This window comes from Bifidobacterium sp. SO1 (assembly GCF_018555335.1).
Taxonomy (GTDB): domain Bacteria; phylum Actinomycetota; class Actinomycetes; order Actinomycetales; family Bifidobacteriaceae; genus Bifidobacterium; species Bifidobacterium simiiventris.
In genome coordinates this window covers 27,902-53,756 of the sequence record NZ_JAFEJR010000006.1, presented here as the reverse complement: position 1 = coordinate 53,756, position 25,855 = coordinate 27,902, and the positions used below count along the sequence as shown (strand labels likewise).

Sequence of the window (25,855 nt, the reverse complement as noted above, 5' to 3'; positions counted from 1 at the left end):
CCAGTCGGAACATTCAGCCCGACTGGCCTTTGACGCCTCATCTTTCTACGTCGTTCCCAGCACAGGCGGGAACACCAAGCAACAGAAAACCAACTAGGAAATGGTCACAGAACAAGAAACAACACAGCATACCGCGCGCAAGCGCACCACCAAGCGCTCCGGCGCAACCCAGACCGTGAGCGAATCCGAGCAGATGGCCGCCGCCCAGGCCGCCGTCGACCTGCTCGACAACCTCGGTTCCGACGACCGCAAGGCCGCCAAGTCCACCCGCACCCGCAAGTCCACGAAGTCGGCCAAGTCCGCCGACCGTGAGGATCGTGCGGAACGCGGCGACCAGCCGGAAAAGACTTCCGGCCGTTCCCGTTCATCCCGATCCTCCAGCCGTGGCGGCTCCCGTTCCGGCGCCGCCGGCGGCCGCCGCGTCTCGCGCACCGGCCAGGCCACCGCGCCCCAGCAGGACGCCGTGCTCATCGCGCCCCCGAAGTACCGCAAGGGTTCCCTGCGCATCGTGCCGCTCGGCGGTCTCGGCGAAATCGGCCGCAACATGAACGTGATCGAATACAACGGTCACCTGCTGCTCATCGACTGCGGCGTGCTCTTCCCCGAAGAGGAGCAGCCGGGCGTCGACCTGATCCTGCCGGACTTCGACTACATCAAGGACCGTCTCGACAAGGTCGAGGCGCTCGTGCTCACCCACGGCCACGAAGACCACATCGGCGGCGTACCGTACCTGCTGAAGCTCCGCCCGGATATCCCGCTCATCGGCTCCAAGCTCACCCTTGCGTTCGTGGAGGCCAAGTGCAAGGAGCACAACCAGCACCCGACGATGGTGCCGGTCGCCGGCCGCGACAAGATGAAGGTCGGCCCGTTCAACCTCGAGTTCATCACCGTGACGCACTCGATCCCGGACGCGCTCGCCGTGTACGTGAAGACCCCGGCTGGCACGCTCATCGACACGGGCGACATCAAGCTCGACCAGCTGCCGCTCGACCACAAGATCACCGATCTCGTCGAGTTCGGCAAGATCGGCGAGCAGGGCGTCGACCTCTTGATGATGGACTCCACCAACGCCGAGGTGCCGGGCTTCGTCAAGCCGGAGACCTCGATCGGCCCGGCGCTCGACCAGGCGTTCGCGCAGGCCAGCCGCAAGATCATCGTCGCCAGCTTCTCCAGCCATGTGCACCGCGTGCAGCAGGTCGTGGACGCCGCGCACAAGTACGGCCGCAAGGTCGTCTTCGTCGGCCGTTCGATGGTGCGCAACATGTCCATCGCCGCCGATCTTGGCTACCTGCACCTGCCGGAGGACACCGTCATCGACCTCAAGCAGGCGCACGACGTGCAGGACGACAAGATCGTCTACATGTGCACCGGCTCGCAGGGCGAGCCGATGGCCGCGCTGGGACGCATCGCCGACGGCAACCACCGCGACATCACCATCAACGAGTTCGACACGGTCATCCTCGCTAGCTCCCTCATTCCGGGCAACGAGCACGAGGTGTACAAGGTCATCAACAAGCTCGTCCAGCTCGGCGCGCGCGTCGTCAACCGCGACAACGCGGCCGTGCACGTCTCCGGCCACTGCAACGAGGGCGAGCTGCTGTACATGTACAACATCGTCAAGCCCAAGTGCGCGATGCCGATCCACGGCGAGAACCGCCACCTGGTCGCCAACGGCCTGATCGCCGTCAAGACCGGCGTGGATCCGGACAACGTCGTGCTCGCCGAGGACGGCGACGTGGTCGACCTGTACCACGGCAAGGCCGCGGTCGTCGGCTCCGTGCCGTGCGGCTACGTGTACGTCGACGGCGACTCGATCGGCGAACTGACCGACGAGGAGCTCGAGAAGCGCCGCATCCTCGGCACCGAGGGCTTCGTGTCGAGCTTCGTGGTGGTCGATACCGACAACCGCGAAGTCGTCTCCGGTCCGAAGATCTTCCTCAACGCCGTGGCCGAGGACGAAAGCGAATTCGACAAGGTGCGCCACCAGATCGTCGAACAGTTGAACGACGCGATGATGAGCGGCACCCGCGACACGTACAAGCTGCAGCAGATCATGCGCCGCACGCTCGGCGGATGGGTCGCCCGTCAGCTGCACCGCAAGCCGATGATCGTGCCGGTCGTGGCGGACATCGCCACCGACGTGATCGAACGGTAGCCGGCGATCCGCAAGTAATTTTGCACATAATCGAGGCGGCGTGACCGACACAACCGGTCACGCCGCCTCACGTTGACAAGGAGTGACATGCCAGGAGCAAATCTCACCCGCATCGAGGCCGAGGAGCGAGCAGAACTCATCCTCAAGCCGATCCACTACACCGTCGCGCTCGATCTGACCGTCGGCGCGAAGAACTTCGGTTCGACTGCCACCATCGAGTTCGACGCGAAGCCGGGCTCCACCAGCTTCCTCGACCTCATCGCCGACGAAGTGAGCGCCATCACGCTCAACGGCCAGTCCCTCGACCCGGCCACGGCCTACGCCGACAGCCGCATCGAACTGCCGAACCTCGCCGAACACAACACGGTCACCGTCACCGCCCTGTGCCGCTACTCGAACACCGGCGAAGGCCTGCACCGTTCCGTCGACCCGTCCGACGGCAACATCTACCTGTACTCCCAGTTCGAAGTGCCGGACGCCCGCCGCGTCTACGCCGTGTTCGACCAGCCCGACCTCAAGGCCACGTTCGACTTCTCCGTCCTCGCCGCCTCGAGCTGGATCGTCACCTCGAACATGCCGGTCAAGTCCGTCACCGCCACCGACCGCGTCACCGCGGAGGGCACGCTCGGCGATCACGCTCCCGAAACCGCCAAGCAGTGGGTGTTCGAGACCACGCCGACCATGAGCTCCTACCTGACCGCGATCTGCGCCGGCCCGTACGCCGAATGGCACACCGCCTACCGCAACGAGGACGGCCGCGTCGTGCCGATGGCCCAGTACTGCCGCCAGTCGCTCGCCGAAGCGTTCGCCAAGGACGTCGACTACCTGTTCGACATCACCAAGAAGGGCTTCGCGTTCTACGCCAAGACGTGGGGCGTGCCGTACCCGTACGCCAAGTTCGACCAGATCTACGTGCCCGAATACAACGCAGGCGCGATGGAGAACATCGGTATGGTCACCATCCGCGACTCCTACGTGTTCGAATCCAAGGTGACCGACGCACTGGCCGAGCGCCGCGTCGTCACCGTGCTGCACGAGCTTGCCCACATGTGGTTCGGTGACTACGTGACCATGAAGTGGTGGAACGACCTGTGGCTCAACGAGTCCTTCGCCGAGTTCACGTCCACGCTCGCCACCGCCGAGGCGACCGAATGGCATGACGCGTGGGCTACGTTCTGCTCCGGCGAGAAGAGCTGGGCGCTGCGCCAGGACCAGCTGTCGACCACGCACCCGATTGTGGCTCCCATCAACGACCTCAACGACACGTACGTCAACTTCGACGGCATCACCTACGCCAAGGGCGCTTCCGTTTTGAAGCAGCTCGCGTTCTACGTGGGCCGCGACAAGTTCTTCCAGGGCATCAACGCGTACCTCAACAAGCATGCGTATTCCAACGCGACGCTCGCCGACCTGCTGGGCGAACTGGAGCTGACCTCCGGCCGCGATCTCAAGGCGTGGAGCGCGCAGTGGCTCGAACAGTCCGGCATCAACACGATCACCACGCAAGTCAAGACCGCCGCGGACGGCACGATCGAGCAGCTTACGCTCAAGCAGAGCGCCCCGATCGAGCATCCGGTGCTGCGTTCGCACCGTCTCGCCGTCGGCTTCTACAACGAGGATCCGGAAACCGGCAAGATCGTGCGCACCGACCGGTTCGAACTTGACGTGAACGGCGAGACGACCGTCGTCGCCGAGGCTACTGGCAAAGCCCGTCCGTCGCTGATTCTCGTGAACGACGACGACCTGACCTACACCAAGCTGCGCTTCGACGACGCGTCGCTCACGTTCGCGATCGAGAACCTGCACCGCTTCGACGACGCGCTCGCCCGCGCCGTGATCTGGCTCGCCCTGTGGGACATGACCCGCGACGGCGAACTGGCGGCGACCGAGTTCGTCGACACGACGCTGCGTCTGCTCGCCACCGAAACCGAGTCGACCACGTTCCGCTACGCGCTCGCCTGCATGAGCACCGCCGCCTGGCACTACACCGCGCCGCTCGCCCGTGCGTCCGTCATCGAGCACGTCGCCGCTGAACTGTGGAAGCTTGCGACCGCCGCTCCGGCCGGCTCCGACCAGCAGTTCCAGCTCGCCACCGCGTACCTCGGCTACGGCGAGGAGGGCGACGAGGCGTTCGCCGCGAACGCGAAGGGTCTGCTCGACGGTTCCATCAAGCTCGACGGCCTCGAGATTGACAACAACTTCACGTGGACGCTCGTCAACGCGCTCGCCTCGGTGAACGTGTTCGCCGAAGCCGACATCGACGCGCAGCTCGCCAAGCGCGACACCACCGAGAACCGCGAGTTCGCCTACGGTGCGCGCGCGGTGCGTGGCACGGCTGAGGCGAAGGCGTGGGCGTGGGATCAGGCGCTCAACAACGACGAGCTGACCAACTCGCAGCTCGAGGCCGTGGCCCGCGGATTCGCCGCGACCCCGCGCGCCGACCTGGCCGAACCGTACGCCGAGCGGTACTTCGCGACCGTCGACTGGATCTGGGAGCACAAGACCTTCCACATGGCCGAGGCGCTGCTCGAGGGCCTGTACCCGGGCTACGCCGACCCGGCCGCGCTGGTCGAGCTCGGCAACGAGTGGCTCGCCAGCCATGAGACGGCTGACAACGCGCTGCAGCGCATTATCCGCAGCAACGTCGAGTCCTCGCAGCGCACCCTCAAGGTCCGCGACTTCAACGCGGCCCTGTAGTCCCCGCAACCGGGGCGCACGCTGATCGGCGGTGGTCATGAACGGCCTGCCGATCGCGGCTCTTGTGCCGTAAGCGGCAGGCTTCCCATCCGGAAGTCTGCCGCTTTTCGTATGCCCACATGCGTAAGGCGTGCGTGACCGAGATCACGGGAACGACATGTCCCGGTAATCCGCGGGCAATACCGCCGACATGCGTTCTGCCGCACTATGGGAACATGCCCATCACCATCCGACAGCTGCTCGACGATCCGCAGCTCAAGCTCGCCACCGTCTATGACGGCGGTGGCGAAACGCTTGACAACGGTGTGATCTGGGTGCATCCGACCGATGTGGTCAACGCCGCGCAGTACGCGGAACCTGGCGAGATACTGCTTACCTGTTCCACGAATTTCCCGCTCGAAAGCATGGGCAACGTCAACGATCTTTCTCTGCTCAAACGCGATCTGCGCAAAGTGGGGCTGCCGCCGTCGATCAGGAATCCGCAGGAGGCGTACGCGCGCCTGTATCTGCAATATGTGGCCGATCTGAGCCGCGCCGGCGTGCTGGCCATCGGATTCGGTGTCGGCATCAAGCACGATCGGATCCCGCAGGCGCTGATTGATGCGGTGCGCCAGCATCATATGGTGCTGTTCGAAGTGCCGGTCGAGGTCAATTTCTCGCAGATCGTCAAAACCGTGCTGCGCGCGCAGGCCGAGGAAAGCGAGAACCTGCAGCGTGTCATGTATTCCGCTCAGCGTGAGCTGTTCGAGGCCTCGAATGCGCCCGAACCGATCGAATCGGTGGTCGGCGCGTGTGCCAGACTCACCGGTGGATGGGCCGCGTTCGCCCGTCCCGAAGGCGATATCGTGGCCATCTCCAATCAGGTGATGCACCGGCAGGCGTCCGACCTGATCCACCAGCTGATCCGTGCCCGCAACCAGTCCGGTTCCCGGCAGAAGACCATGTTCGGTTCGGCGAAATCCAGAGGCCAGTACTGCGTGTGCGCGGTGGAACATGACGGCGCCCTGCTGGGCATGATCGTGGTGATGGCCGATCGGACGGAGTCGGGCGGGGCGTTGCTGCGGTCGGTGGACATCGCCGCGGCGGACGCGTTGTCGTGCGCGCTGCCGCGCAGGATGGACGAATACAGGATGCGCTCGCGGCTGCGTTCCATCGTCATCGAACAGATCATGGGAGGCCAAGGTGAGTCGGGGGCGGCGTTCGTCGGCGAACTATGGCATTGGCGGTTGCGGTTCCCGGTCTGCGTCTACTGTTTCGAATGCGCGCACGATGACGGTCGGATGCTCGATCTGCTCGATTCGATGATCGCGGACGAGTCGATATACGGTCAGGTGGACGGGCTGATGTGGATCGTGGCCGGCCATGAGTATGCGCTGCACGTGGAACGGTTCGTCTCGGACCAGCTCAGCGACGGCGAATACGGACGGGCCGAGGCCGGGTCGATGACGATGCTTGCCGAGGCATGCCGCGAAGCGCAGCAGAACCTCAGACTGTGCTGCGCATCAGGGCGCGACGGCGTGGTCGACATGCCCGCGCACGAACTGGTCAGCCCGGGCATCGCGCAGTTGTATGCGAAGGAACTGTTCTCGCCGCTCGGCACGCTGACGGACGACGATCGCGCGTCGCTGATCGGCACGCTGCGCACCGCGCTGGCCACCGCGTTCAACGTGGGTGCGACGGCCACGCGTCTCGGCGTGCACCGTCATACGGTCGAAAACCGTCTCGGCAAGCTCGAACGGCTGCTCGGACTGGATTTCTCGAAGGAGTCCGACCGGGTGAAGGTGTGGATCGCATGCTCGTTCATGCGAGACGACGCCATGTCAACTTTACGTTAACTTCGATGACGAAGTGAGAACGCCCCGCGTAACACCGTCGATACGCGGGGCGTCGTCGTATCGGGTCCGCATCGGATCGTGCCAAGACGAAAACGGCGCCGTTGCAACGTTATGCGATCGTCGTCGACACTACGACATCAATCGGTAACATCCGGCGCGCGTTGGACGAGCCGTCCAGCACACCCGCCTGCCGCTGGCGGATCGTCCATTGAACGCGCCTGTCGGACGGCGGACAATACACCGTACCAGCGCTTGAAGTGCACGGCGCTCCTCAACCATCACCCATCATCACACGGCAAACGACAACCAGAGGAAGTGTTGCAGATGTCACAGGAAATCAAGGATTCGGATATCGTCTTCGCCGACTACAAGGAATACCTCAGCCCGGCCCTGTCCAAGGCCACCAGCCTGGTCGTGGAATCCGGCAAGGGCATGTACCTGACCGACGTGAACGGCAAGCGGTACATCGACTGGGTGCAGGGCATCGCCGTGAACGCGCTCGGCCACGCGCACCCGCGCGTGATCGCCGCCGCCAAGGCGCAGATCGACAAGCTCGTCACCGCGAGCTTCAACGTGGTCAACTACCCGTCCACGCTGAAACTGGCCAAGCGCATCGCCGAGGTCACGCCCGGAAACCTCGATTCCATGCTGTTCGCCAACGGCGGCGCGGAGGCCACCGACGCGGCCATCAAACTGGCCCGCGTGCTCACCGGCCGTCCGGCGGTCATCGCGTTCAAGGGCTCGTTCCACGGCCGCACGATGGGCGCGATCAGCATCACCGCCTCCAACTCGTTCTACCGCAAGGGCATCGAGCCGCTCATGGGCGGCGTCTACTTCGCCCCGTACCCGTCCAAGGACTTGTGCCCGGCCGGCTACGACGCCAAACAGCGTGCCGACTGGTGCCTCGACGAGGTACGCCGTCTGTTCAAATACTGCGTGGCCCCCGACCAGGTGGCCTGCATTTACGTCGAGCCGGTGCAGGGCGAAGGCGGCTACGTGGTGCCCGACCCGAGCTTCCTGCAAGGATTGCGCGAGATGTGCACGGCCAACGGCATCATGCTGGTCTTCGACGAGATCCAATCCGGCTACGGCCGCACCGGCAAGATGTTCGCCGGCATGCACTCCGGCGTGGTGCCGGACATCATGGCCGTAGGCAAGGCCATCGCCGGAGGTTTCCCGATGAGCGCCGTGATCTCGACCACCGAGAACATGAACCGCTGGCTGCCCGGCATGCACGGCGGCACGTTCGGCGGCAACCCGGTGGCCGGTGCCGCGGGGCTCGCGGTGCTCGACGAATTCGCCGAGAAGGACATCGTCGGCAACGCGGCGAAGGTCGGCGCGTACTTCAAGACCCGTCTGCTCGAACTGCAGGCCAAGTACCCGTTCATCGCGGACGTGCGCGGCGTGGGCATGATGCTGGCCATCGAATTCGGCTCCAAGGGCGACATGAACGGCGCGGACATCTTCCACGCCGTATCCGCCGAGGCGCTCAAGGAAGGCCTGCTGCTGCTCGGCTGCGGCGCCGACCATGACGCGGTGCGCTTCGCCGCCCCGCTCAACTCCACCACCGACGAGATCGACGAGGGACTCGCGGTGCTCGACAAGGTGCTGGCCACCATCTGATCCCGCCCGGCCGCGCGACGCGGTCCGACGAGGTCTTCGGACATACAGGATGCAAGGAAAGGAGAGGACGATGCTTCGGTATCTGGGAAAGCGGCTGCTGTCGGCGATTCCCGTCCTGATCGTGGTGGGCGTCGTGGCGTTCATGCTCTCTCATATGAGCGGCGGTGACCCGGCGCGCGTGATCGCCGGCAACGACGCGACCGACGCGCAGGTCGAGGCGATCCGCCAGCAGATGGGACTGAACCAGTCGGTCCCCGAACAGCTGTGGTCGTGGTTCACGAACCTGCTGCACGGCGATCTCGGCTATTCATACGTGCTGGGGGAGGGCGTGACCCCGACGATCCTGTCGCACGTGTTCCCCACGCTGTCGGTGGCGGTGCTCGGCGAATTGATCTCGCTGATCGTCGCGATCCCGCTCGGCGTGCTCGCCTCCGACAAGCACGGGCGCGCGGCCGACCGCGCGGTGCTGGCGTTCGCCACGCTCACGACCTCGCTGCCCAGCTTCCTCGCCGGTCTGCTGCTCATGATCGTGTTCGTGCTCAACATGAAACTGCTGCCGGCCAGCGGATTCGTCTACCCGGCCGACGACATCGGCGGCTACTTCTCACACCTGATCCTGCCGGCGCTGTCGGTGGCCACGCTGCAGATCGCGATCATCATCCGCATGACCCGCTCCTCGATGATCGACTCGCTGGGCAGCGACTACATCCGCACCGCCGAGGCGAAGGGCCTCACCCGCGCCCGCCAGCTGTGGGTGCACGCGTTCAAGAACTCGTCGATCTCGATCCTCACGATCGTCGGCCAGTCGTTCGGCGAACTGATCGCCGGCGCGATCGTGGTGGAGACCGTGTTCAACGTGCCGGGCATCGGCCAGCTGGTGTCCAACTCGATCCTGCGCCGCGACTACCAGATGGTGCAGGGCATCCTGATCTTCGTGGCGCTGGTGTTCATCGTCGTCAATCTCATCACCGACGTGCTCTACGCGGTCATCGACCCGAGAATCCGAGAAAGGTCGTTCTGATCATGTCAACCGCAGCTCGTGCAACTTCTCTTCCGGCAGACGCCCCCGCGGACGTGGCGGCCGACGGCAACGGCCCGCGATGGCTCAAGGCGCTGCTCGCCTCGCCCACCACGCTGGCCGGCGGCATACTGCTCGCCGTCATCGCGCTCGCCTGCTTCCTCATGCCGTGGCTGGGCCACATGGACGCCTACGCCACCAACACCTCCGCCATGCTGGCCGCGCCCGGCGCCGCAGGGCATCCGATGGGCACCGACAACGTCGGCCGTGACCTGTTCGCCCGCGTGCTGCTCGGCGGCAAGGCGTCGCTGACGGTGGGCTTCAGCGCCGCGCTGATCGCCGGTATCGTCGGCCTGGTCGTCGGCCTGTATTCGGCCTACTACCCGCGGCTCGGCTATGTGCTCATGCGCATCTGCGACGGTCTGATGGCGTTCCCGGCGATCCTGTTCGGCATCGTGTTCGTCGGCTCGTTCGGCCAGACCACCCGCAGCGTGGTGCTCGCCCTGTCCATCGTGTTCATCCCGATGGTCGCCCGCGTGGTCCGCTCCGCGACACTGGCCAACATGAATGAGAACTACGTGCAGGTGCTCGTCAACCTGGGTGCGGGCGGCAACCGCATCCTGTGGCGCAACATCGCGCTCAACGTCATCGGCGAATGGATCGTGGAGGTCACGTTCGTGTTCGCCGACGCGATCCTGGTGGAGGCGGCCATGAGCTTCATCGGCGCCGGCATCCCGCAGCCGCAGCCCAGCTGGGGCAACATGCTCTACGACAGCCGCACCTACATCTATTCGGCGTGGTGGCTGACCGTGTTCCCCGGCGTGGCGCTCGCCCTGACCGTGTTCGTCATCAACATGTTCGGCGACGGTCTGCGTGAAGTACTCGACCCGAAGAAGAGGAGGTAGCCATGAGCCAGGTCAACGATCCATCCGAACCCCTCGAGACGCAGGATGCCCAGGCGCAGCCGCTGCTGAGCGTGGACGGGCTGACGGTCAGCTTCAGGGCGGGCCTCAGGGACTGGACCACCGTGGTCAAAGGCATCGACTACACGGTCGGCCGCGGCGAGGTGCTCGGCATCGTGGGCGAATCGGGATGCGGCAAAAGCGTCAGCTCCTTCTCCATCCTGCGCCTGCACAACGAGCGCACCACGAAATACGGCGGCTCCATCCGCTTCGACGGCCGCAACGTGTTCGACATGTCGAAGCATGATCTGCTCGACCTGCGCGGCGGCGACATCGGCTTCATCTTCCAGAACCCGATGTCCAGCCTCAATCCGCTGATGACCGTGGGCAGCCAGCTGCGCGAAACCGTCAGGGCGCACCGCAAGGGCCTGTCCAAGGACGAGATCGAGCAGCGCTGCCTGTCGGCGCTGCGCAAGGCGGGCGCCGACACCCCGGAGGAATGGATGGGCAAATACCCGTACCAGTTCTCGGGAGGGCAACTGCAGCGCGTGGTCATCGGCATGGCGCTGATCAACGAACCGAAGCTGCTGATCGCCGACGAGCCGACCACCGCGCTCGACGTGACCATCCAGATGCAGCTGCTCAAGGTGCTGCGTCATCTGCGCGACGAGCTCGGCATGAGCATCATCCTGATTTCGCACGACATGGGCGTGGTGGCGCAGACCTGCGACCGCGTGGCTGTGATGTACCGCGGGCGGATCGTGGAGACCGCGCCGGCGGCACGGCTGTTCGCCGATCCCCGGCACCCGTACACCAAGGCGCTGCTGGCGGCCACGCCGCCGTTGGACGGCCCCGAACCCAAGCGGCTCAAGACCGTGGCCGATTCGATGGCCGAGATCGAAGCCGCCTACCGCGAGCAGGAACAGGAACACGAGGAGGCGTGACATGGCAATGCAACACCAGCCGATCCTGCAGGTGAACAACCTGTGCAAGGACTACGTCACCCGAGGATTCTCCCACAACGCGGCGGCCATCTTCCATGCGCTCAGGAACGTCTCGTTCGAGGTCGACCACCGGCAGACCTACGCGTTGGTGGGCGAATCCGGCAGCGGCAAAAGCACCACCGCCAAGATCATCAGTGCGCTCGAGAAACCCACATCCGGCACCGTGGTGTTCGACGGCGACAACTACACCGACGATTCGCCGCGTCAGCTGCGCCGCGACATCCGCGGCAACATCCAGATGGTGTTCCAGGACCCGTTCTCCTCGCTCAACCCGCGCAAATCCATAGCCGGGGCGTTACTCGAGGCGATGGAGATCCAGAACGTCGGGAACTCGAAGCGCGAACGGCTCGATGCGGCCGAATCCATGCTCGAACGCGTCGGACTCGGCTCGTGGGCGCTGAACCGCTACCCGTACCAGTTCTCGGGCGGCCAGTTGCAGCGCATCAACATCGCCCGCGCGCTGGTCGTCGAGCCGAAACTGCTGATCCTCGACGAATCGGTGTCCGCGCTCGACGTGTCCGTCCAGGCGCAGGTGCTCAACCTGCTGCAGGACCTCAAGGAGGAATTCGCCCTGAGCTACCTGTTCATCACCCATGACCTGAGCGTGGTGCGCTTCATCGCCGACCGCGTCGGCGTGCTGCGCAAGGGCGAGCTCGTGGAGGAGGGGACGGTCGGCGAGGTGTTCGCCAACCCGCGCACCGACTACACGCGCAACCTGCTCGACAGCATCCCGCTGCCGGATCCGAGCCGGCATCAGCTGGCCGGATAGCCGCCAATCCAAACGTCACAAACCCATCCATCACCAATCACAGACTGTCCCAACCGGTTTCAATGAAAGAGAGGAAATCATGAACAGGCTAGGCAAGAAGATGGTCGCCCTCGCGGCGGCCGCGGCAACGATCGTTTCCCTGGCCGCGTGCGGCAGCGGCGGCTCGTCGTCGGGCACCCCCACGGACGGCGGCACGGTGCACATCGCGCTCAACGCGACCGTCACCAGCCTCGACCCGATGATCACCGGCGCGTACGTGGCACGCGACACCATGCGCAACATCTACGAAACGCTGGTCACCCTGAAGAAGGACGGCAGCGTCGCGCCGCTGCTCGCCAAGAGCTACGAGGTGAGCAAGGACTACAAGACGTTCACGTTCAAACTGCGCACCGACGTCAAGTTCCACAACGGCCAGACCATGAAGGCCGAGGACGTGGTGGCCTCGATGCAGCGCTGGATCAAGCTCTCGCAGATCGGCAGCACGTTCTTCACCGGTTCCACCGTCAGCTCGCCCGACGCCGACACCGTGGTCATCACCTCGCCCAAGCCGGTCTCCACCGGCCTGTACCTGATGGCCGACACCGCGCGCATCGCCGCCATCATGCCCAAGTCGGTCATCGACAAGGCCACCGACACCGGCGTGAGCGAATACGTGGGCACCGGTCCGTTCAAGTACGCGTCGTGGAAGAAGGACACGAACATCGTGCTCGAGAAGTTCGCCGACTACCGGTCGCCGGACGGCGACACGAGCGGATACGCCGGCAAGCGTGAGGCGCACGCCGACAAGCTCGAGTTCGACTTCGTGACCGACGGTACGACCCGTATGACCGGCGCGCTGTCGGGCCAGTACGAGATCGGCTATTCGCTCGCCGACTCCCAGTACGCGCAGGTCAAGGCCAGCCAGGACGTGACGATGCAGACCGACGAGGTCCTCGACACGATCCTGTTCAACAAGAAGCAGGGCGCGTTCAAGGACAACCAGAAGCTGCGCCAGGCCATTCTCGCCGCGCTCGACCTCGGCAAGATCGCCAAGGCCGGCCACCAGAATGCCGACCTGTACAAGAACGACGGCGCGCTGATGCCCGAAGGCAACCCGCTGCGCTCCGAATCCAGCCTCGACAAGTACAACCACCAGGATCTCGACAAGGCCAAGGAGCTCATCAAGGAGGCCGGATACGACGGCTCCACGCTCAAGTTCCTGTCCACCAAGGACTACCCGTACATCTACGACGAGAGCGTCGAGATCCAGAACGAGCTCAAGGCCGTCGGCATCAAGACCGACCTGCAGGTGCTCGACTGGGCGACCGTATTGCAGAAGATGTTCCAGCCCGACGCATGGGACATGATCATCTCCAACTACTCCTACTCCGCGAACCCGATCTGCTACTCGTTCTTCCAGGCGTCCGGCGCGGGCTGGAACACCGACCCGAAGTTCGCCGAGATCACCGACAAGATTAACTCGGCCACCTCCGAGGCCGACCAGAAGGCCGGCTACGACGAGCTGCAGGACTGGTTCTACGACTACGTGCCGAACATCATCATCAGCAAGTATCAGCAGATCAGCGCCGTCTCCAAGAAGGTCACCAGCTACGGCGACGGCATGCAGGGGCCCGTCTACTACAACATCGAGCTCAAGCAGTGAACGCGGCGGCGGGCCGTCCGCCCGGATTCGGTCCGGGCGGCCCGCCCGTCTCGCGCAGACGCGCGGGAACGCAATGGCAACGCAACGAAAGCAGGGGATTGCAATGGGAGCCGACAGCGACAAACGCGACGTGAACGTCATCGAACTGTCCGTCGAAGACATGGCCGAGATGATGGAACGAGGGGAGACCACCTCCACCGAATTGACGGTGGCCTATCTCAACCGTCTGTTCTACTACGACGTCAACGGCATACGGCTCAACTCCACGCCGATCATCGCCCCGGACGTGCTTAAGGAGGCGATGGCCCGCGACGAGGAACGGGCCGAGGGACGGGCGCGCGGCCCCCTGCACGGCATCCCGTACAGCGTCAAGGACAGCTACATGGCCAAAGGCATGACGATGGCCGCCGGATCCCCGGCGTTCGCGCACGTCGTCGCCGGTGAGGACAGCTTCTCCGTGGGCGCGATGCGCAAGGCCGGCGCCGTGCTGGTCGGACGCACCAACATGCCGCCGATGGCCGCCGGCGGCGTGCAGCGCGGCGTCTACGGGCGCGCCGAAAACCCGTACAACGGCGACTATCTGGCCGCGGCATGGTACTCCGGGTCGTCCAACGGCTCCGCGGTGTCGACCGCCGCCAGCTTCGCGGCCTTCGGACTGGGCGAGGAGACAGTTTCCTCCGGGCGCTCGCCGGCCGCCAACAACGGCCTGGTGGCCTACACCCCCTCGCGCGGCGTGATCTCGCTGCGCGGCAACTGGGTGCTGCACGCCACCAAGGACGAAGTGGTGCCCCACACCCGCACGGTGCGCGACCTGCTGGCCCTGCTGCCGACCCTGACCGCGGACGATCCGGACACCCGAGGCGATCTGTGGCGCAGCCAGAAGCACGTGCGGCTCGAAGCCGCCGAACGCCTGCACGACAAAGGATTCGGCGGCATCGACAACATGGACGCGCTCGTCGGACTGCGCATCGGCGTGGTCGGCGCCTACGCTGGGCGCATCGGCGACGCGTTGCCCGCCGTGTACACCCGGCCGAGCGTCAACGCGCTGCTGCTGCGCGCGATCGGCGATTTCAAGGCGCTCGGCGCACACGTGCGCTGGACGACGTTCCCGTTGCGCGACGCCTACGACATCGCGCCGCGCACCTTGAAGACGTTCGCCGACGAAGGACTGATCCCGCATGACTGGATGGATCACGAATGGCTGCAGCTCAACGCCGCGGCGCTCGAGGAATTCATCCGCGGGTTCGACATCGACGGAATCGACAGCCTGCTCGACGTCGATCCCAACGACATCTTCCCCAACCCGTTCGATTCGATGGCCCGCCGCACCGGCTGGCAGTACGGTTTCTACCAGCAGGCCGCACAGTACATGCGCGACGGCAGGCTGCTGCCGTTGGACAAGACGCCTGAACTGGCCGCCGGCCTCGCCGGCCTCGAGGCGATCCGCAAACGGCATCTCGAACAGTGGATGCGCGCCGGAGGGCTCGACGTGCTGGTCTTCCCCACGAACAGCAACATTGCCCATGCGGACGCCGACGTGGACGAAGTACACAACACGGAAGCCTGGCAGGACGGCACGTGGTTCTCGAACGGCAACCGCATGATCCGCCATCTGGGCATCCCCACGGTCAGCGTGACGATGGGCGTGATGGACGACACCGGCGTGCCGGCCGGATTGACGTTCATGGGGCCGGCCGGCAGCGACCGTCTGCTGCTCGCATGCGCGCTCGAATACGAGCAGGCGAGCCGCAGACGCGTCGCGCCGCGGCGCACCCCGCCCATCGAATCGCTCGGCCGCATCGCGTTCGACCAGGACTCCTCGGCGCCGGCCGGCCGCACCTTCGCCGCACGCCTCGACGCCGGCATCCGCGACGGGCTTCTGCGTTACACGGTCACTGCCGCCGATCCCGACGATCGCGTGGCCTGCCGCATCTTCGTCAACGGCCTGATGATCGAGCAATGGGATGGCACGCAGGCCTGGGACGGTTCGATCTCGCTGGCCCGCGTGTTCGACGCCCGCAAGATCGCGGTCGTCGCGCTGTTCACCGGACGCGGCCGCACCGTCGGTGCGGATATCGCCGTATTCGACAACCCCGACCCGCATCCGGCCGGAACTTCGCTGATCTGAAAGGGAACCATCATGTTCACCATCGACACGATCTTCGAAAACGCGGACATCCATACGATGGATCCCGCTCATCCCCGAGCCCGCCGCATCGGCGTGTACGACGGTAAGATCGTCGCGCTCGACGACGATCTGGACGGCGTGCCGGCACGACATCATGTGGATCTGGGAGGCAGGTTCGTCTGCCCCGGCTTCAACGACGTGCACCTGCATTTTTCGCTGCTTGGCGCGAACCTTAATCAGGTCGACCTGCGCAAGCAGACCGCGTCCACGCTCGACGAGGTCTACCGGCGCATCGAGGAGGCCGCCGAACGCACGCCCGACGGCGAATGGGTCCTCGGATGGGGTTTCGACCAATTCTCGCTCGGCGCGTTCCCCGACATCGCCGTGCTCGACCGCATCTCGCACGGCCATCCGCTGCTGATCCTGCACCTGTCGAACCATGCGGCCGTCATCAACACCGAGGCCTTCCGCCGAGCTGGCTACGAGCATCCCGACGACATCGACCAGCCCGATCTGGTCATCAAGGAACACGGGCACGTCACCGGTCTGGTCAAAGACAAGATGTGCTTCATGTTCACCGGACTGGCGAACCGGGTGAGCGAGGCCACGCTGCTGCACCAGCTGGAACTCGCCGCGCGCTACACGCTCTCGCTCGGCATCACCAGTTTCACCGACGGCGGCACCGGCACCGACCGCAACTGGGAGGGCATCGGCCAGACCCCCGACGACATCGGCCTATTCCAGGAGGCCTACGACCGCGGGCTCATCCACCAGCGCGGCACGCTCATGCCGTACTTCTCAGCGCTGCACGACCTCGGCCAGCTGACCGGCGACCTCAAGCACGGCTTCGGACTCGACCTCGGCATCCGCACCGGATTCGAAGGCGGCCTGCTCGACATCGGACCGTTCAAGATCATCCTCGACGGCGCGTTCTCCAGCCTGTCCGCCTACCTCAACGAACCGTATCTGAACATGCCCGACAACAAGGGCGTCTTCAGCTGGGATCCGCAGGAGTTCGCCCGCCAGGTCGCCATTCTGCACCGCGAAGGCTGGCGCATGGCCATTCACGCGATCGGCGACCACGCCATCGATATCGCGCTCGACGCCATTGAACACGCCCAACAGCTGTATCCGAGGACGGACGTGCGCCACCGTCTCGAACACTGCGGCCTGTCCAGCGACGCCACGGTGGAACGCATCATCCGCGACGGCATCATCGTCAACCCGCAAGGCAGCTTCATGAAGAACAACGGCGACGCCTACGTGCGCCTGCTCGGCGAGGAGCGCGCCCGTCGCGCCTACCGCATGGGCTCGTTCGTGCACCGCGGCGCGATCATCCCCGGCAGCACGGACGCGCCGTGCGCGCCGGTCTCGCCGATGATCTCCATCGAGGGCATGGTCACGCGCAAGACCGCCGGCGGATTCGTGCTCGGCGAAAACGAACGGCTCACCGTCGACGAGGCGTTGCGCGCCTACACCTACGGCAGCGCGTACGCGTCGAAGAAAGAGCAGGTGCTCGGCACGTTGAGCCCCCGTAAATACGCCGACTTCGTCGCGCTCGACGCTGACCCGCACACGGTCGACCCGGACTCGCTGCACGAGATCGGCGTCGCGGCGACGGTGATCGGCGGGCAGGTGCGCTATGAATCCGCCGGCCGCTGATCTCGCCTGCGAGACAGGAGACGAACGCGGCATGTCCGGCCGTCGCGCCGTTGCGTTTGTGCCCGAACGGCGCGACGCGCAACGCGGTGGCATCAAGGCGTACCTGATGTGGGCGCTGGCCATGGTCGGCTACCTGTTCGCCATGGCGTGCCGTTCGTCGATGTCGGCCACCGGCATCCAGGCGGCGCATCATTTCCACACCACTAGCACCGTGCTCTCGTCGTTCGTCTACCTGCAGTTGTTCGTGTATGCGGTCATGCAGATACCCGCCGGACTGCTGCTCGACCGATACGGCCCGCGCCGTCTGATCTCGGCGGGATGCCTGCTCATGTCGGCCGGGCAGACCCTGCTGGCGTTCGCGCCAGCCGCATGGATGGCGGTGATCGGCCGTGCGGTGGTCGGCAGCGGCGACGCGCTGATCTTCATCTCGGCGATCCGATTGGTCGCCGCATGGTTCCCGGTGCGCAGGCTGCCGCTGATGAACCAGCTGACAGGCCAGATCGGCAGCTTCGGCCAGCTGCTATCGATCTACCCGTTCGTCTGGCTGATGAACCGGACCGGCTGGAGCGCGGCGTTCGCGGCCGCCGGCGGCATCGGCACGATGATCGCCGTGTGCGTGCTGCTGTTCCTGGCCGACCGTCCGGGGACGGCCCGCGACGACGGGCGTGCGATCGCGCCGCATCCGGCCGGCATCTGGCCATCGATCGCCGTCGCGGCGCGCCAGCGAGGCACGGTCTGCGGGTTCTGGGTGCATTTCACCAACGTGTTCTCCAACAGCATGATGAATTCGCTGTGGGGCGTGCCCTTCCTGCTGACCGTGGAACGGTACACGCGCCAGCAGGCCAGCGCCTATCTGGGGGCCGGCATCGTCATGTGCGCGGTCTGGGCCGTGGTGTTCGGGCGCATTGCCGGAATCCATCCGATCCACGGCCGCGCGCTGATAGTCTATGGATCGTCCGGAGCGCAGATGATATTGTGGGCGGCCGTCTTGACGACCTCCGGTCCCCACCCGTTCTGGCTGACGGCCGCATTGCTCGCCGCCGTGTCCAGCGGTTGGCCGGCGGCCGGCGTCGCTTTCGACTATGTACGCGACTCCAACGAATCCGGCAACCTCGGACTGGCCACCGGCATCGCGAACATGGGCGGCTCCTTCTCCGCATCCATTGTCATGCTCGGCGTCGGCGTCCTGCTCGATATGCAGGGTGCATCCAGTCCCACGCTGTACACCGACCATGCCATGCGCGTCGCGCTGCTCGCCCAGTATCCGCTATGGATCGTCGGACTTGTCGGATTCACGCTGATGCTGCCGGCCACGCTCGCCGCGGTGCGCCGGCGATACGCCGACATCAGCGCCGGACGCTGGCAGGCCTGATTCGCCCGTCGCAAAGCGACCGCGGCCGAACGCTCCTTCCGTTCGCATTTCTCTCAGCCCACACCATATTCCATCCAGCCAAGTTCAAGAAAGGCGGCAATCATGAAAGCCACTGTCTACCACGGCCACCACACGGTCAGCCTCGACGAGGTCCCCGATCCCGTCATCGAACATCCCACCGACGCAATCGTCGACATCGAATACGCCGGCGTATGCGGCTCCGACCTGTGGACATACCGCGATCAAGGGGCGGCGGCCCCGAACCGCATCGGCCACGAGTTCGTCGGCACCGTACGCGAGGTCGGATCGGAGGTGCGTTCCGTCAAACCGGGCGACTGGGTGATCGTACCGTTCCGCTACAGCGACGGCACCTGCCGATACTGCCGGCAAGGACTGGAGACCAGCTGCGTCAACGGAGGGTTCTGGGGACGCGAAACCGCGGACGCCGGCCAAGGCCAGGCCGCGCGCGTGCCCTTCGCTGACGGCACGCTGGTCAAGGCGTACGCCGACGGCCATCGTCCCGACGAATCGCTGGCCGCCGGCCTGCTCACGCTGACCGACGTGTTCACTACCGGATACCATGCGGCCGTCAGCGCCCACGTACAGCCCGGCGACGTGGTCGCAGTGATCGGCGACGGCGCGGTCGGCCTGTGCGCCATGATGGCCGCCAAGCTGCTCGGCGCGGACTGCGTGATCAACGCAGGCAGCACGCACGCCGACCGCAACGAGCTCGCCCTGCGTTTCGGCGCGGACCAGATCGTCACCGAACGCGGCGACGACGCCGTGAACCACGTGCTATCGATCACCGGCGGCGACAAGCCCGACAAGGTGCTCGAATGCGTGGGATCGGCGCAGTCCTTCGCCACCGCCATCCATATGGTCGCCCCTGGCGGCACCGTCAGCTATGTTGGCCTGCCGCACGGCGTGAGCATCGACGTACGCGACCTGTTCTATTCCAACATCACCGTCACCGGCGGCATGTCACCGGCCCACCATTACATCGCCACAGTGCTGCCGGCGGTGCTCGACGGCCGCATCGACCCCGGCCCGGTCTACACGAAACGGTACGCGCTCGCGGACATCGCACAGGCCTACGACGACATGGACAATCGCCGCACGATCAAACCGATGATCGTCGTGCGCTGAACCGATGGTTCGGCGCCGCTTGGGCGGATGGCCGAACGACACGAACACGGCAAGGAGGTCCGGCAATGCATGATTTCGAGGGATACCGTACGCTCGGGCAGCCGCACGAGACGATCGACGAGCGCAAGGCCGGCGACCTGCTGGCCCGCGACTACGGGCTGGACGGCGTCCGGCTCGAGCGCATCGCCACCGAGCGCGACGACACGTTCGCGGTGGCGGTGCATGGCGAGCGTTCTCCACGCTACCTGCTGAAGATCGAGCATCCGGCCGAGGACTACGAGACCGTGCTCATGCGCGCCCGCGCGCTGCGCATGCTGGAACGGCGGGCGGCCAACGTGCCCGTGACCAGACTGGTGCCCTGCCTCGACGGCGGCATGATCGCGAGGTCCGATACCGGCGGGCCCACCCGATGGGCCACGCTGACCACGTTCGTTACGGGACATATCGTGTCGTCGTCGCCGGGCCGTCCGTCGCATGCGCTGCTTGCCGACATCGGCGATCGGCTGGCCCGCATCCAGCAGGTACTGGCTGACGAGCGCGGATACGAGGACCGGCTCGGGCGCATCCTGTGGGATGTGCGGCTGCTGCCGGCGATCGCGCAGGACGTGCTGCCGATGGTCGACGACGCGGCAGCCCGCGAGCTGATCGAGCAGGCCGTGGCGACGTACGAATCCGCATCCGGGCGCATCGACGCGCTGCCGCAGCAGCTGTGCCATGGCGACTTCCACCCCGGCAACATCACGGTGCGAGACGACCGGCCGGGCGAGATCGCCGGCATCATCGACTTCGGCGACATGCACCTGATGCCGGCCGTGTGCGATCTGGGCACCGCATTGTGCTATCTGGCTGACGGCGCGCTCGCCGATCCGCTCGAACCGTGCCGCATCGCGCTGGCCGCATACCTGCGCGCGAACCCGGACTTCGACCGCGGCCAGCTGCCGTTGCTCATGCCCGTCATGCAGGCGCGCGCCGCGCTCATCGTGCTGCTGCCGCTGCTGGCCGAACGCCGTTCCGGGGTCTCGCCGGAACATTACCTGTTCCGACCGGAGTCCAGAATCGCCCGGCTCCGGTTGCTGCAATCGCTGTCGGCCGGATCCCGGGATCTGTTCACCGGCGTGTGAACGGACCGCCGCCGGCATGCGAACGCAGCATCCCCAGCTACCAATCAGTCATATCAAGAGAGAGGACCATATCATGAGCAACATCGACGCGAGCGTCCCCGCCCCGGTGGCGGGACGCAAGGGACTCGCGAACGGATTCGATTTTTCCAAGGGCACGGCCGGGCTCTCCCCGGACACGGTGGCGCTGATCGAACGGCGCAAACGCACGCTCGGCACATTGGGCCCGCTGTTCTACAACCGTCCCATCCACGTGGTGCGCGGCAACGGTGCGCACCTGTTCGACGCCGATGGCGTGGACTATCTGGACTGCTACAACAACGTGGCCTGCGTCGGGCATGCCAACCCGCACGTGCGTGAGGCGGTGAGTGATCAGCTCGCCAAGCAGGACACGCATTCGCGCTACCTGCAGGACGAGGTGCTCGACTATGCCGAACGCCTGCTCAGCCTGTTTCCGGAAGGGCTTGACCGGGTGAGCTTTACCAACTCCGGTTCGGAATCCAACGACCTCGCCCTGCGCATGGCCCGCGTCTACACCGGCCATCAGGGCGTGGTGGTGACCGCCAACGCCTACCATGGCATCACCGCGCTGGTGTCGTCGGTGTCGCCGAGCTTCGGCACGGCCATACCGCTGGCCCCGTTCCTCGCCACGGTCGAGGTGCATGACGTACTGACCGGCGGCATGCCGGCCGATAAGGCGCGCGCCGTGCTGCGCGAACGGTTCGCCGCCGCGTTCCGGTCGCTGCACGACGCCGGCTATGGCGTGTCCGCCGTGCTGCTCGACCAGATCTTCTCCTCGGACGGCGTGTTGCCGGGGGCGCAAGGATGGGTCGCGGACATCGCCGACATGGCACACCGGGCCGGCGGTCTGCTCATCGCCGACGAGGTGCAGTCGGGATTCGCGCGCACCGGGGACGCGTTCTGGGGATTCCAGCGTCATCATGCGGACGCGGACCTGGTCACGATCGGCAAGCCGATGGGCAACGGCATCCCCACCGGCGCGGTCGTCTACAAGGCGGCGATCGGCGACGCGTTCGCGGCCTGCACCAGATATTTCAACACGTTCGGCGGCAACCCGGTCTCCATGCGGGCGGCCGAGGCGGTGCTCGACGAGATCGAATCGCGCGGACTGCTCGCACAGGCCAAGACGGTCGGCGACTACATCTGCGACGGGTTCGCGTCGCTGCTCGCGGGACGGCCGAAACTGGGCGAGATCCGCCACGCCGGCATGTTCATTGGCATCGACATCCGCTCCGATGACGGTTCTCGGCCCGATCCGGCCGGCACGCAGACCATTGTCGACGCGCTGCGCGACCGCAATATCCTGATCTCGGCATCCGGCGCCGACGGCAGCGCGCTCAAGGTGCGCCCGCCGCTGGTCTTCACGACCGCCGACGCCGACCGTCTGCTCGACGCCGTCGGGGAACTGCGCGACCTCGGATTCTTCGACTAAGCCGTGCTGCCACGCTCCTCGCACATGCAAATGCGGGGAAACCGGGCAGCATTGCGCGTGGGGGAGTGACGTTGCCGGGCGTGTTGAGTACGATGGTGCACGGTATCACGACTGACAACGAAACAGCGAGGAAGTAACGATATGCCACGTATGTTCGGAACCGATGGCGTTCGCGGATTGGCGAACAAGGACCTGACGGCACGGCTGGCGCTCGATCTGGGCGACGCCGCCGTGCGTGTGCTGGGTGACTCCGGCACGAAGGACGACCAGCCGGAAGGCCGCCGCCGCGCGCTCGTCGGCCGCGACACGCGCGTCTCCGGCGACTTCCTCGCCGCCGCGCTGTCCGCGGGCATGGCCGCCGGCGGATTCGACGTGATCGACGCGGGCATCATCCCCACTCCGGGCATCGCGTTCCTCACCTCCGTGCTCAACGTCGAGATGGGCGCGGTGATCTCCGCCTCCCACAACCCGATGCCCGACAACGGCATCAAGTTCTTCGCCCGCGGCGGCTTCAAGCTGCCCGACGGCAAGGAGGACGAGATCGAAGCCGTGCTCGGCAAGGACTGGGAGCGTCCGACCGGCGCCGGCGTGGGCCGCATCAGCCATGATCCGGTCACCGCGACCAACCTGTACATCGACCACCTCGTCTCCACGATCGCGCCGCTCAACCCCGACAAGACCCAGCCCAAGCCGCTCAAGGGCCTGAAGATCGTGGCCGACTGCGCCAACGGCGCCACCTCCGTGGTCGCCCCCGAGGCGCTGCGCCGCGCCGGCGCCGAGGTCATGGTCATCAACGCCTCGCCGGACGGCTACAACATCAACAAGCACGCCGGCTCCACGCACCCCGAGCAGCTGCAGGCGATGGTCAAGGCCACCGACGCGGTGATGGGCGTCGCGTTCGACGGCGACGCCGACCGCTGCCTCGCGGTGGACGAGGACGGCAACATGGTCAACGGCGATCAGATCATGGGCATCCTCGCTCGCGCCAAGAAGGAGGCCGGCAAGCTGGCCGACAACACGCTCGTCGTGACCGTCATGAGCAACCTCGGCCTGAAGCTCGCCCTGAAGGACATGGGCATCAAGACCGTGCAGACCGCCGTCGGCGACCGCTACGTGCTCGAGGAGATGCTGCGCGGCGGCTACACGCTGGGCGGCGAACAGTCCGGTCACGTCATCAACCGCGAATTCGCCACCACCGGCGACGGCACGCTCACCGCGCTCACCCTGTGCAACGAGGTCGTCCGCTCCGGCAAGAGCCTCAAGCAGCTCGCCGCCGACTTCCCGCAGCTGCCGCAGACGCTCGTCAACGTGCCGAACGTCGACAAGATGGCCGCCACCACGAACGCCAAGGTGCAGGCCGCCGTCGAACGCGAGGAGAAGCTGCTCGGCGACACCGGACGCGTGCTGCTGCGCCCCTCCGGCACCGAGCCGCTCGTGCGCGTCATGGCCGAGGCCGCCACTCAGGAGCAGGCCGACGAGGTCTGCAACCGTCTCGCCGCGGTCGTCGCCGAGGAACTCGCACTGTAAACCCTGTAAACCACGCCCCGCACAATCCAGTACAGCCCTGCGCAAAGGAACAGCCGAACATGTTTGGAAAGAACGCCAAGGTCGACATCGCCCTCAACCGCGACGTCGAACAACTCATCAAAACCGGCGGCAAGGAGCGCATCCTGCCGATCGTGCAGGCCGGCGAACCCGTCCTGCGCCAGCAGACCGTCGCCTACGCCGGTCAGTTGAGCCGCAAGACGCTCGACAAGCTCATCGATACGATGCACACGACCATGCTCGAAGCGCCCGGCGTGGGCCTGGCCGCCACGCAGATCGGCCTCGGCCTCGCGCTCGCCGTCGTCGAGGACCACATCCGCGACGACGAGGACGACCCGCGTGAGATCGGCGAATTCCCGTTCCACGTCATCATCAACCCCAGCTACGAGCCGATCGGCGAGGAGACGCGCAGCTTCTACGAAGGCTGCCTGAGCTTCGACGGTTACCAGGCCGTGCGCAGGCGCTGGCTCGACATCACCGCCCGCTGGCAGGACGAGGACGGCAAGCAGCATGAGGAGCATCTGCACGGCTGGCCGGCCCGCATCTTCCAGCATGAGACCGACCACCTGAGCGGCGAGCTGTACATCGACAAGGCCGAGATCCGCTCGCTGGCCACCACCGAAAACCTCGAGGACCTGTGGGCCGACGACCCGGTGCCCACCGAGGCCGCCGAGGAACTCGGCTTCGAGCTGTAAGACGACCATAAGCCGTACTGCTGTACGATAGGCCGGCGTCGGGCAACCCCCGCGCCGGCCTTTCCGTATTTGCACGCCAGCCGTGCCGGGTGCCGAATGGGGAGCAGTGCCGGAAATGGAGGAGAGAGAGGGCCGCCGTCTCAGAGCTGCCGCAGCTCGCCCTGCCGGCGGAATTCGATGGGCGACATGCCGTTCCTGCGTTTGAACGCCGCGCAGAACGTGCTCGTGTCGGTGAACCCGCACTCGTCGCACAGCTGTTTGAGCGGCATGTCGGAATTGATCAGCAGGTATTTCGCGGCGTGCATGCGCGCGTCCACGATGTAGGCGTGCGGCGTGTAGCCGGTCTCCTTTTTGAATACGCGGATGAAATGGTATTCGCTCATGTACGCGCGTGCGGCCAGTTCGTCGATCGGCAGCGGCTCGCTCAGATGGCCGGCGATATAGGTGAGCACATCCTCGATCGCATACGGCTGACGCTGCTGGGACGTGGCGCTGTCGGCCGCCGCCACCGCGAATTCGGTGAGGATGTCGGTGATGTATTTCGACATGCTCGGCTCGCTGATGCGCGACGCGGCATGGAACACGTCGTAGATGGCGGTCAGGCGGTTCAGCGCATAAGTCGGCTCTTTGAGCGAGAACACGGTGCCGAGCTTGCCGTCGATCAGATCGAAATACGCGCGGGCCATCGTGCCGTCGAAATGCAGCCACAGCACGTCGCTGTCCTCGTCGGTGCCATAGGAGTGATGCCGGTAGCAGTCCAGCAGCACGAAATCGCCCTTGCCCGCGTAGTGCGTGCCCTGCTCTGTGGTGATGTCGAACGAGCCGGAACGGATGGCCATCAACAGGAAACTGTCGAACGAGCTGCGTTCCTGACGGTAGCCGGCCTCGTAACGGAACAGGCCGACGCGCAGCGGATAGAGAAACGTCTGCAACGCCGTTTTGCTGGGCGTGTAGATATAGAACTCCGATCCCTGGTTGCGGATTCCGTGTTCGGCTGGTTTCATGATGGCTCGTTTTCGTCGTCGATGATGCGGTGCAACGGTTTCATCATAGCAGTTCACAGCCATTCCAGTAACCGCAATTTTTTCATA

Annotated in this window: 18 protein-coding genes; 17 read left to right on the top strand and 1 reads right to left on the bottom strand. The window is 65.6% G+C overall.

Going from position 1 to position 25,855, the window contains the following annotated elements; translation table 11 throughout:
- Positions 1-193 precede the first annotated feature (193 nt).
- The 17 genes from JS541_RS06690 (at position 194) to JS541_RS06610 (ending at position 24,764) form a co-directional block, all read left to right on the top strand.
- Positions 194-2,155, top strand: coding sequence for a ribonuclease J (locus JS541_RS06690; protein WP_214373751.1), 1,962 nt, complete (start codon positions 194-196; stop codon positions 2,153-2,155).
- A gap of 87 nt (positions 2,156-2,242) precedes the next feature.
- Positions 2,243-4,852 carry an aminopeptidase N gene (gene pepN, locus JS541_RS06685; RefSeq protein WP_214373685.1) on the top strand — a complete coding sequence of 870 codons (2,610 nt, stop codon included), beginning with the start codon at positions 2,243-2,245 and terminating at the stop codon, positions 4,850-4,852.
- A 215-nt stretch (positions 4,853-5,067) separates the two neighbouring features.
- Complete coding sequence (locus tag JS541_RS06680; RefSeq protein ID WP_214373684.1) at positions 5,068-6,687, top strand: PucR family transcriptional regulator; 1,620 nt, start codon at positions 5,068-5,070, stop codon at positions 6,685-6,687.
- Positions 6,688-7,011: 324 nt separating this feature from the next.
- The gene (locus tag JS541_RS06675; protein WP_214373683.1) at positions 7,012-8,310 is read left to right on the top strand and encodes an aspartate aminotransferase family protein; all 1,299 of its coding nucleotides are present in this window, start codon (positions 7,012-7,014) and stop codon (positions 8,308-8,310) included.
- 70 nt (positions 8,311-8,380) lie between these two features.
- Positions 8,381-9,331: an ABC transporter permease gene (locus JS541_RS06670; RefSeq protein WP_214373682.1), complete on the top strand. Its 951-nt coding sequence runs from the start codon at positions 8,381-8,383 to the stop codon at positions 9,329-9,331.
- Between the two features lie 2 nt (positions 9,332-9,333).
- Entirely contained in the window at positions 9,334-10,233 is a 900-nt protein-coding gene (locus JS541_RS06665) for an ABC transporter permease (protein ID WP_214373681.1), read from the top strand.
- A gap of 2 nt (positions 10,234-10,235) precedes the next feature.
- Positions 10,236-11,174, top strand: a complete 939-nt coding sequence (locus JS541_RS06660; RefSeq protein ID WP_214373680.1) for an ABC transporter ATP-binding protein — start codon at positions 10,236-10,238, stop codon at positions 11,172-11,174.
- A 1-nt stretch (position 11,175) separates the two neighbouring features.
- Positions 11,176-12,003 (top strand): ATP-binding cassette domain-containing protein, encoded by an 828-nt coding sequence (locus tag JS541_RS06655; protein WP_214373679.1) that lies wholly within the window; start codon positions 11,176-11,178, stop codon positions 12,001-12,003.
- 79 nt (positions 12,004-12,082) lie between these two features.
- Entirely contained in the window at positions 12,083-13,645 is a 1,563-nt protein-coding gene (locus JS541_RS06650) for an ABC transporter substrate-binding protein (protein WP_214373678.1), read from the top strand.
- A gap of 73 nt (positions 13,646-13,718) precedes the next feature.
- Positions 13,719-15,773 carry an amidase gene (locus JS541_RS06645; protein WP_214373677.1) on the top strand — a complete coding sequence of 685 codons (2,055 nt, stop codon included), beginning with the start codon at positions 13,719-13,721 and terminating at the stop codon, positions 15,771-15,773.
- Between the two features lie 12 nt (positions 15,774-15,785).
- Positions 15,786-17,435, top strand: coding sequence for an amidohydrolase (locus JS541_RS06640; RefSeq protein ID WP_214373676.1), 1,650 nt, complete (start codon positions 15,786-15,788; stop codon positions 17,433-17,435).
- Positions 17,416-18,807 carry an MFS transporter gene (locus tag JS541_RS06635; protein WP_214373675.1) on the top strand — a complete coding sequence of 464 codons (1,392 nt, stop codon included), beginning with the start codon at positions 17,416-17,418 and terminating at the stop codon, positions 18,805-18,807. Before JS541_RS06640 ends, JS541_RS06635 begins: the two co-directional genes overlap by 20 nt.
- Before the next feature lie 102 nt (positions 18,808-18,909).
- Positions 18,910-19,953 (top strand): alcohol dehydrogenase catalytic domain-containing protein, encoded by a 1,044-nt coding sequence (locus JS541_RS06630; protein WP_214373674.1) that lies wholly within the window; start codon positions 18,910-18,912, stop codon positions 19,951-19,953.
- A gap of 65 nt (positions 19,954-20,018) precedes the next feature.
- On the top strand, positions 20,019-21,074 hold the full coding sequence (locus tag JS541_RS06625) for a phosphotransferase (RefSeq protein ID WP_214373673.1): 1,056 nt from the start codon (positions 20,019-20,021) through the stop codon (positions 21,072-21,074).
- Between the two features lie 73 nt (positions 21,075-21,147).
- Positions 21,148-22,524: an aminotransferase class III-fold pyridoxal phosphate-dependent enzyme gene (locus tag JS541_RS06620; protein ID WP_214373672.1), complete on the top strand. Its 1,377-nt coding sequence runs from the start codon at positions 21,148-21,150 to the stop codon at positions 22,522-22,524.
- Between the two features lie 141 nt (positions 22,525-22,665).
- The gene (gene glmM, locus JS541_RS06615; RefSeq protein ID WP_214373671.1) at positions 22,666-24,051 is read left to right on the top strand and encodes a phosphoglucosamine mutase; all 1,386 of its coding nucleotides are present in this window, start codon (positions 22,666-22,668) and stop codon (positions 24,049-24,051) included.
- Between the two features lie 59 nt (positions 24,052-24,110).
- The gene (locus JS541_RS06610) at positions 24,111-24,764 is read left to right on the top strand and encodes a peptide deformylase (protein ID WP_214373670.1); all 654 of its coding nucleotides are present in this window, start codon (positions 24,111-24,113) and stop codon (positions 24,762-24,764) included.
- A 140-nt stretch (positions 24,765-24,904) separates the two neighbouring features.
- Here JS541_RS06610 and JS541_RS06605 read toward each other — a convergent pair whose 3' ends face one another.
- Complete coding sequence (locus JS541_RS06605; RefSeq protein ID WP_214373669.1) at positions 24,905-25,768, bottom strand: AraC family transcriptional regulator; 864 nt, start codon at positions 25,766-25,768, stop codon at positions 24,905-24,907.
- Between the last annotated feature and the right edge of the window lie 87 nt (positions 25,769-25,855).

Coding starts and splice junctions, on each gene's coding strand:
- JS541_RS06690 (WP_214373751.1), top strand. CDS start 194: ATGGCCGCCGCCCAGGCCGCCGTCGACCTGCTCGACAACCTCGGTTCC.
- pepN (WP_214373685.1), top strand. CDS start 2,243: ATGCCAGGAGCAAATCTCACCCGCATCGAGGCCGAGGAGCGAGCAGAA.
- JS541_RS06680 (WP_214373684.1), top strand. CDS start 5,068: ATGCCCATCACCATCCGACAGCTGCTCGACGATCCGCAGCTCAAGCTC.
- JS541_RS06675 (WP_214373683.1), top strand. CDS start 7,012: ATGTCACAGGAAATCAAGGATTCGGATATCGTCTTCGCCGACTACAAG.
- JS541_RS06670 (WP_214373682.1), top strand. CDS start 8,381: ATGCTTCGGTATCTGGGAAAGCGGCTGCTGTCGGCGATTCCCGTCCTG.
- JS541_RS06665 (WP_214373681.1), top strand. CDS start 9,334: ATGTCAACCGCAGCTCGTGCAACTTCTCTTCCGGCAGACGCCCCCGCG.
- JS541_RS06660 (WP_214373680.1), top strand. CDS start 10,236: ATGAGCCAGGTCAACGATCCATCCGAACCCCTCGAGACGCAGGATGCC.
- JS541_RS06655 (WP_214373679.1), top strand. CDS start 11,176: ATGGCAATGCAACACCAGCCGATCCTGCAGGTGAACAACCTGTGCAAG.
- JS541_RS06650 (WP_214373678.1), top strand. CDS start 12,083: ATGAACAGGCTAGGCAAGAAGATGGTCGCCCTCGCGGCGGCCGCGGCA.
- JS541_RS06645 (WP_214373677.1), top strand. CDS start 13,719: ATGGCAACGCAACGAAAGCAGGGGATTGCAATGGGAGCCGACAGCGAC.
- JS541_RS06640 (WP_214373676.1), top strand. CDS start 15,786: ATGTTCACCATCGACACGATCTTCGAAAACGCGGACATCCATACGATG.
- JS541_RS06635 (WP_214373675.1), top strand. CDS start 17,416: ATGAATCCGCCGGCCGCTGATCTCGCCTGCGAGACAGGAGACGAACGC.
- JS541_RS06630 (WP_214373674.1), top strand. CDS start 18,910: ATGAAAGCCACTGTCTACCACGGCCACCACACGGTCAGCCTCGACGAG.
- JS541_RS06625 (WP_214373673.1), top strand. CDS start 20,019: ATGCATGATTTCGAGGGATACCGTACGCTCGGGCAGCCGCACGAGACG.
- JS541_RS06620 (WP_214373672.1), top strand. CDS start 21,148: ATGAGCAACATCGACGCGAGCGTCCCCGCCCCGGTGGCGGGACGCAAG.
- glmM (WP_214373671.1), top strand. CDS start 22,666: ATGCCACGTATGTTCGGAACCGATGGCGTTCGCGGATTGGCGAACAAG.
- JS541_RS06610 (WP_214373670.1), top strand. CDS start 24,111: ATGTTTGGAAAGAACGCCAAGGTCGACATCGCCCTCAACCGCGACGTC.
- JS541_RS06605 (WP_214373669.1), bottom strand. CDS start 25,768: ATGAAACCAGCCGAACACGGAATCCGCAACCAGGGATCGGAGTTCTAT.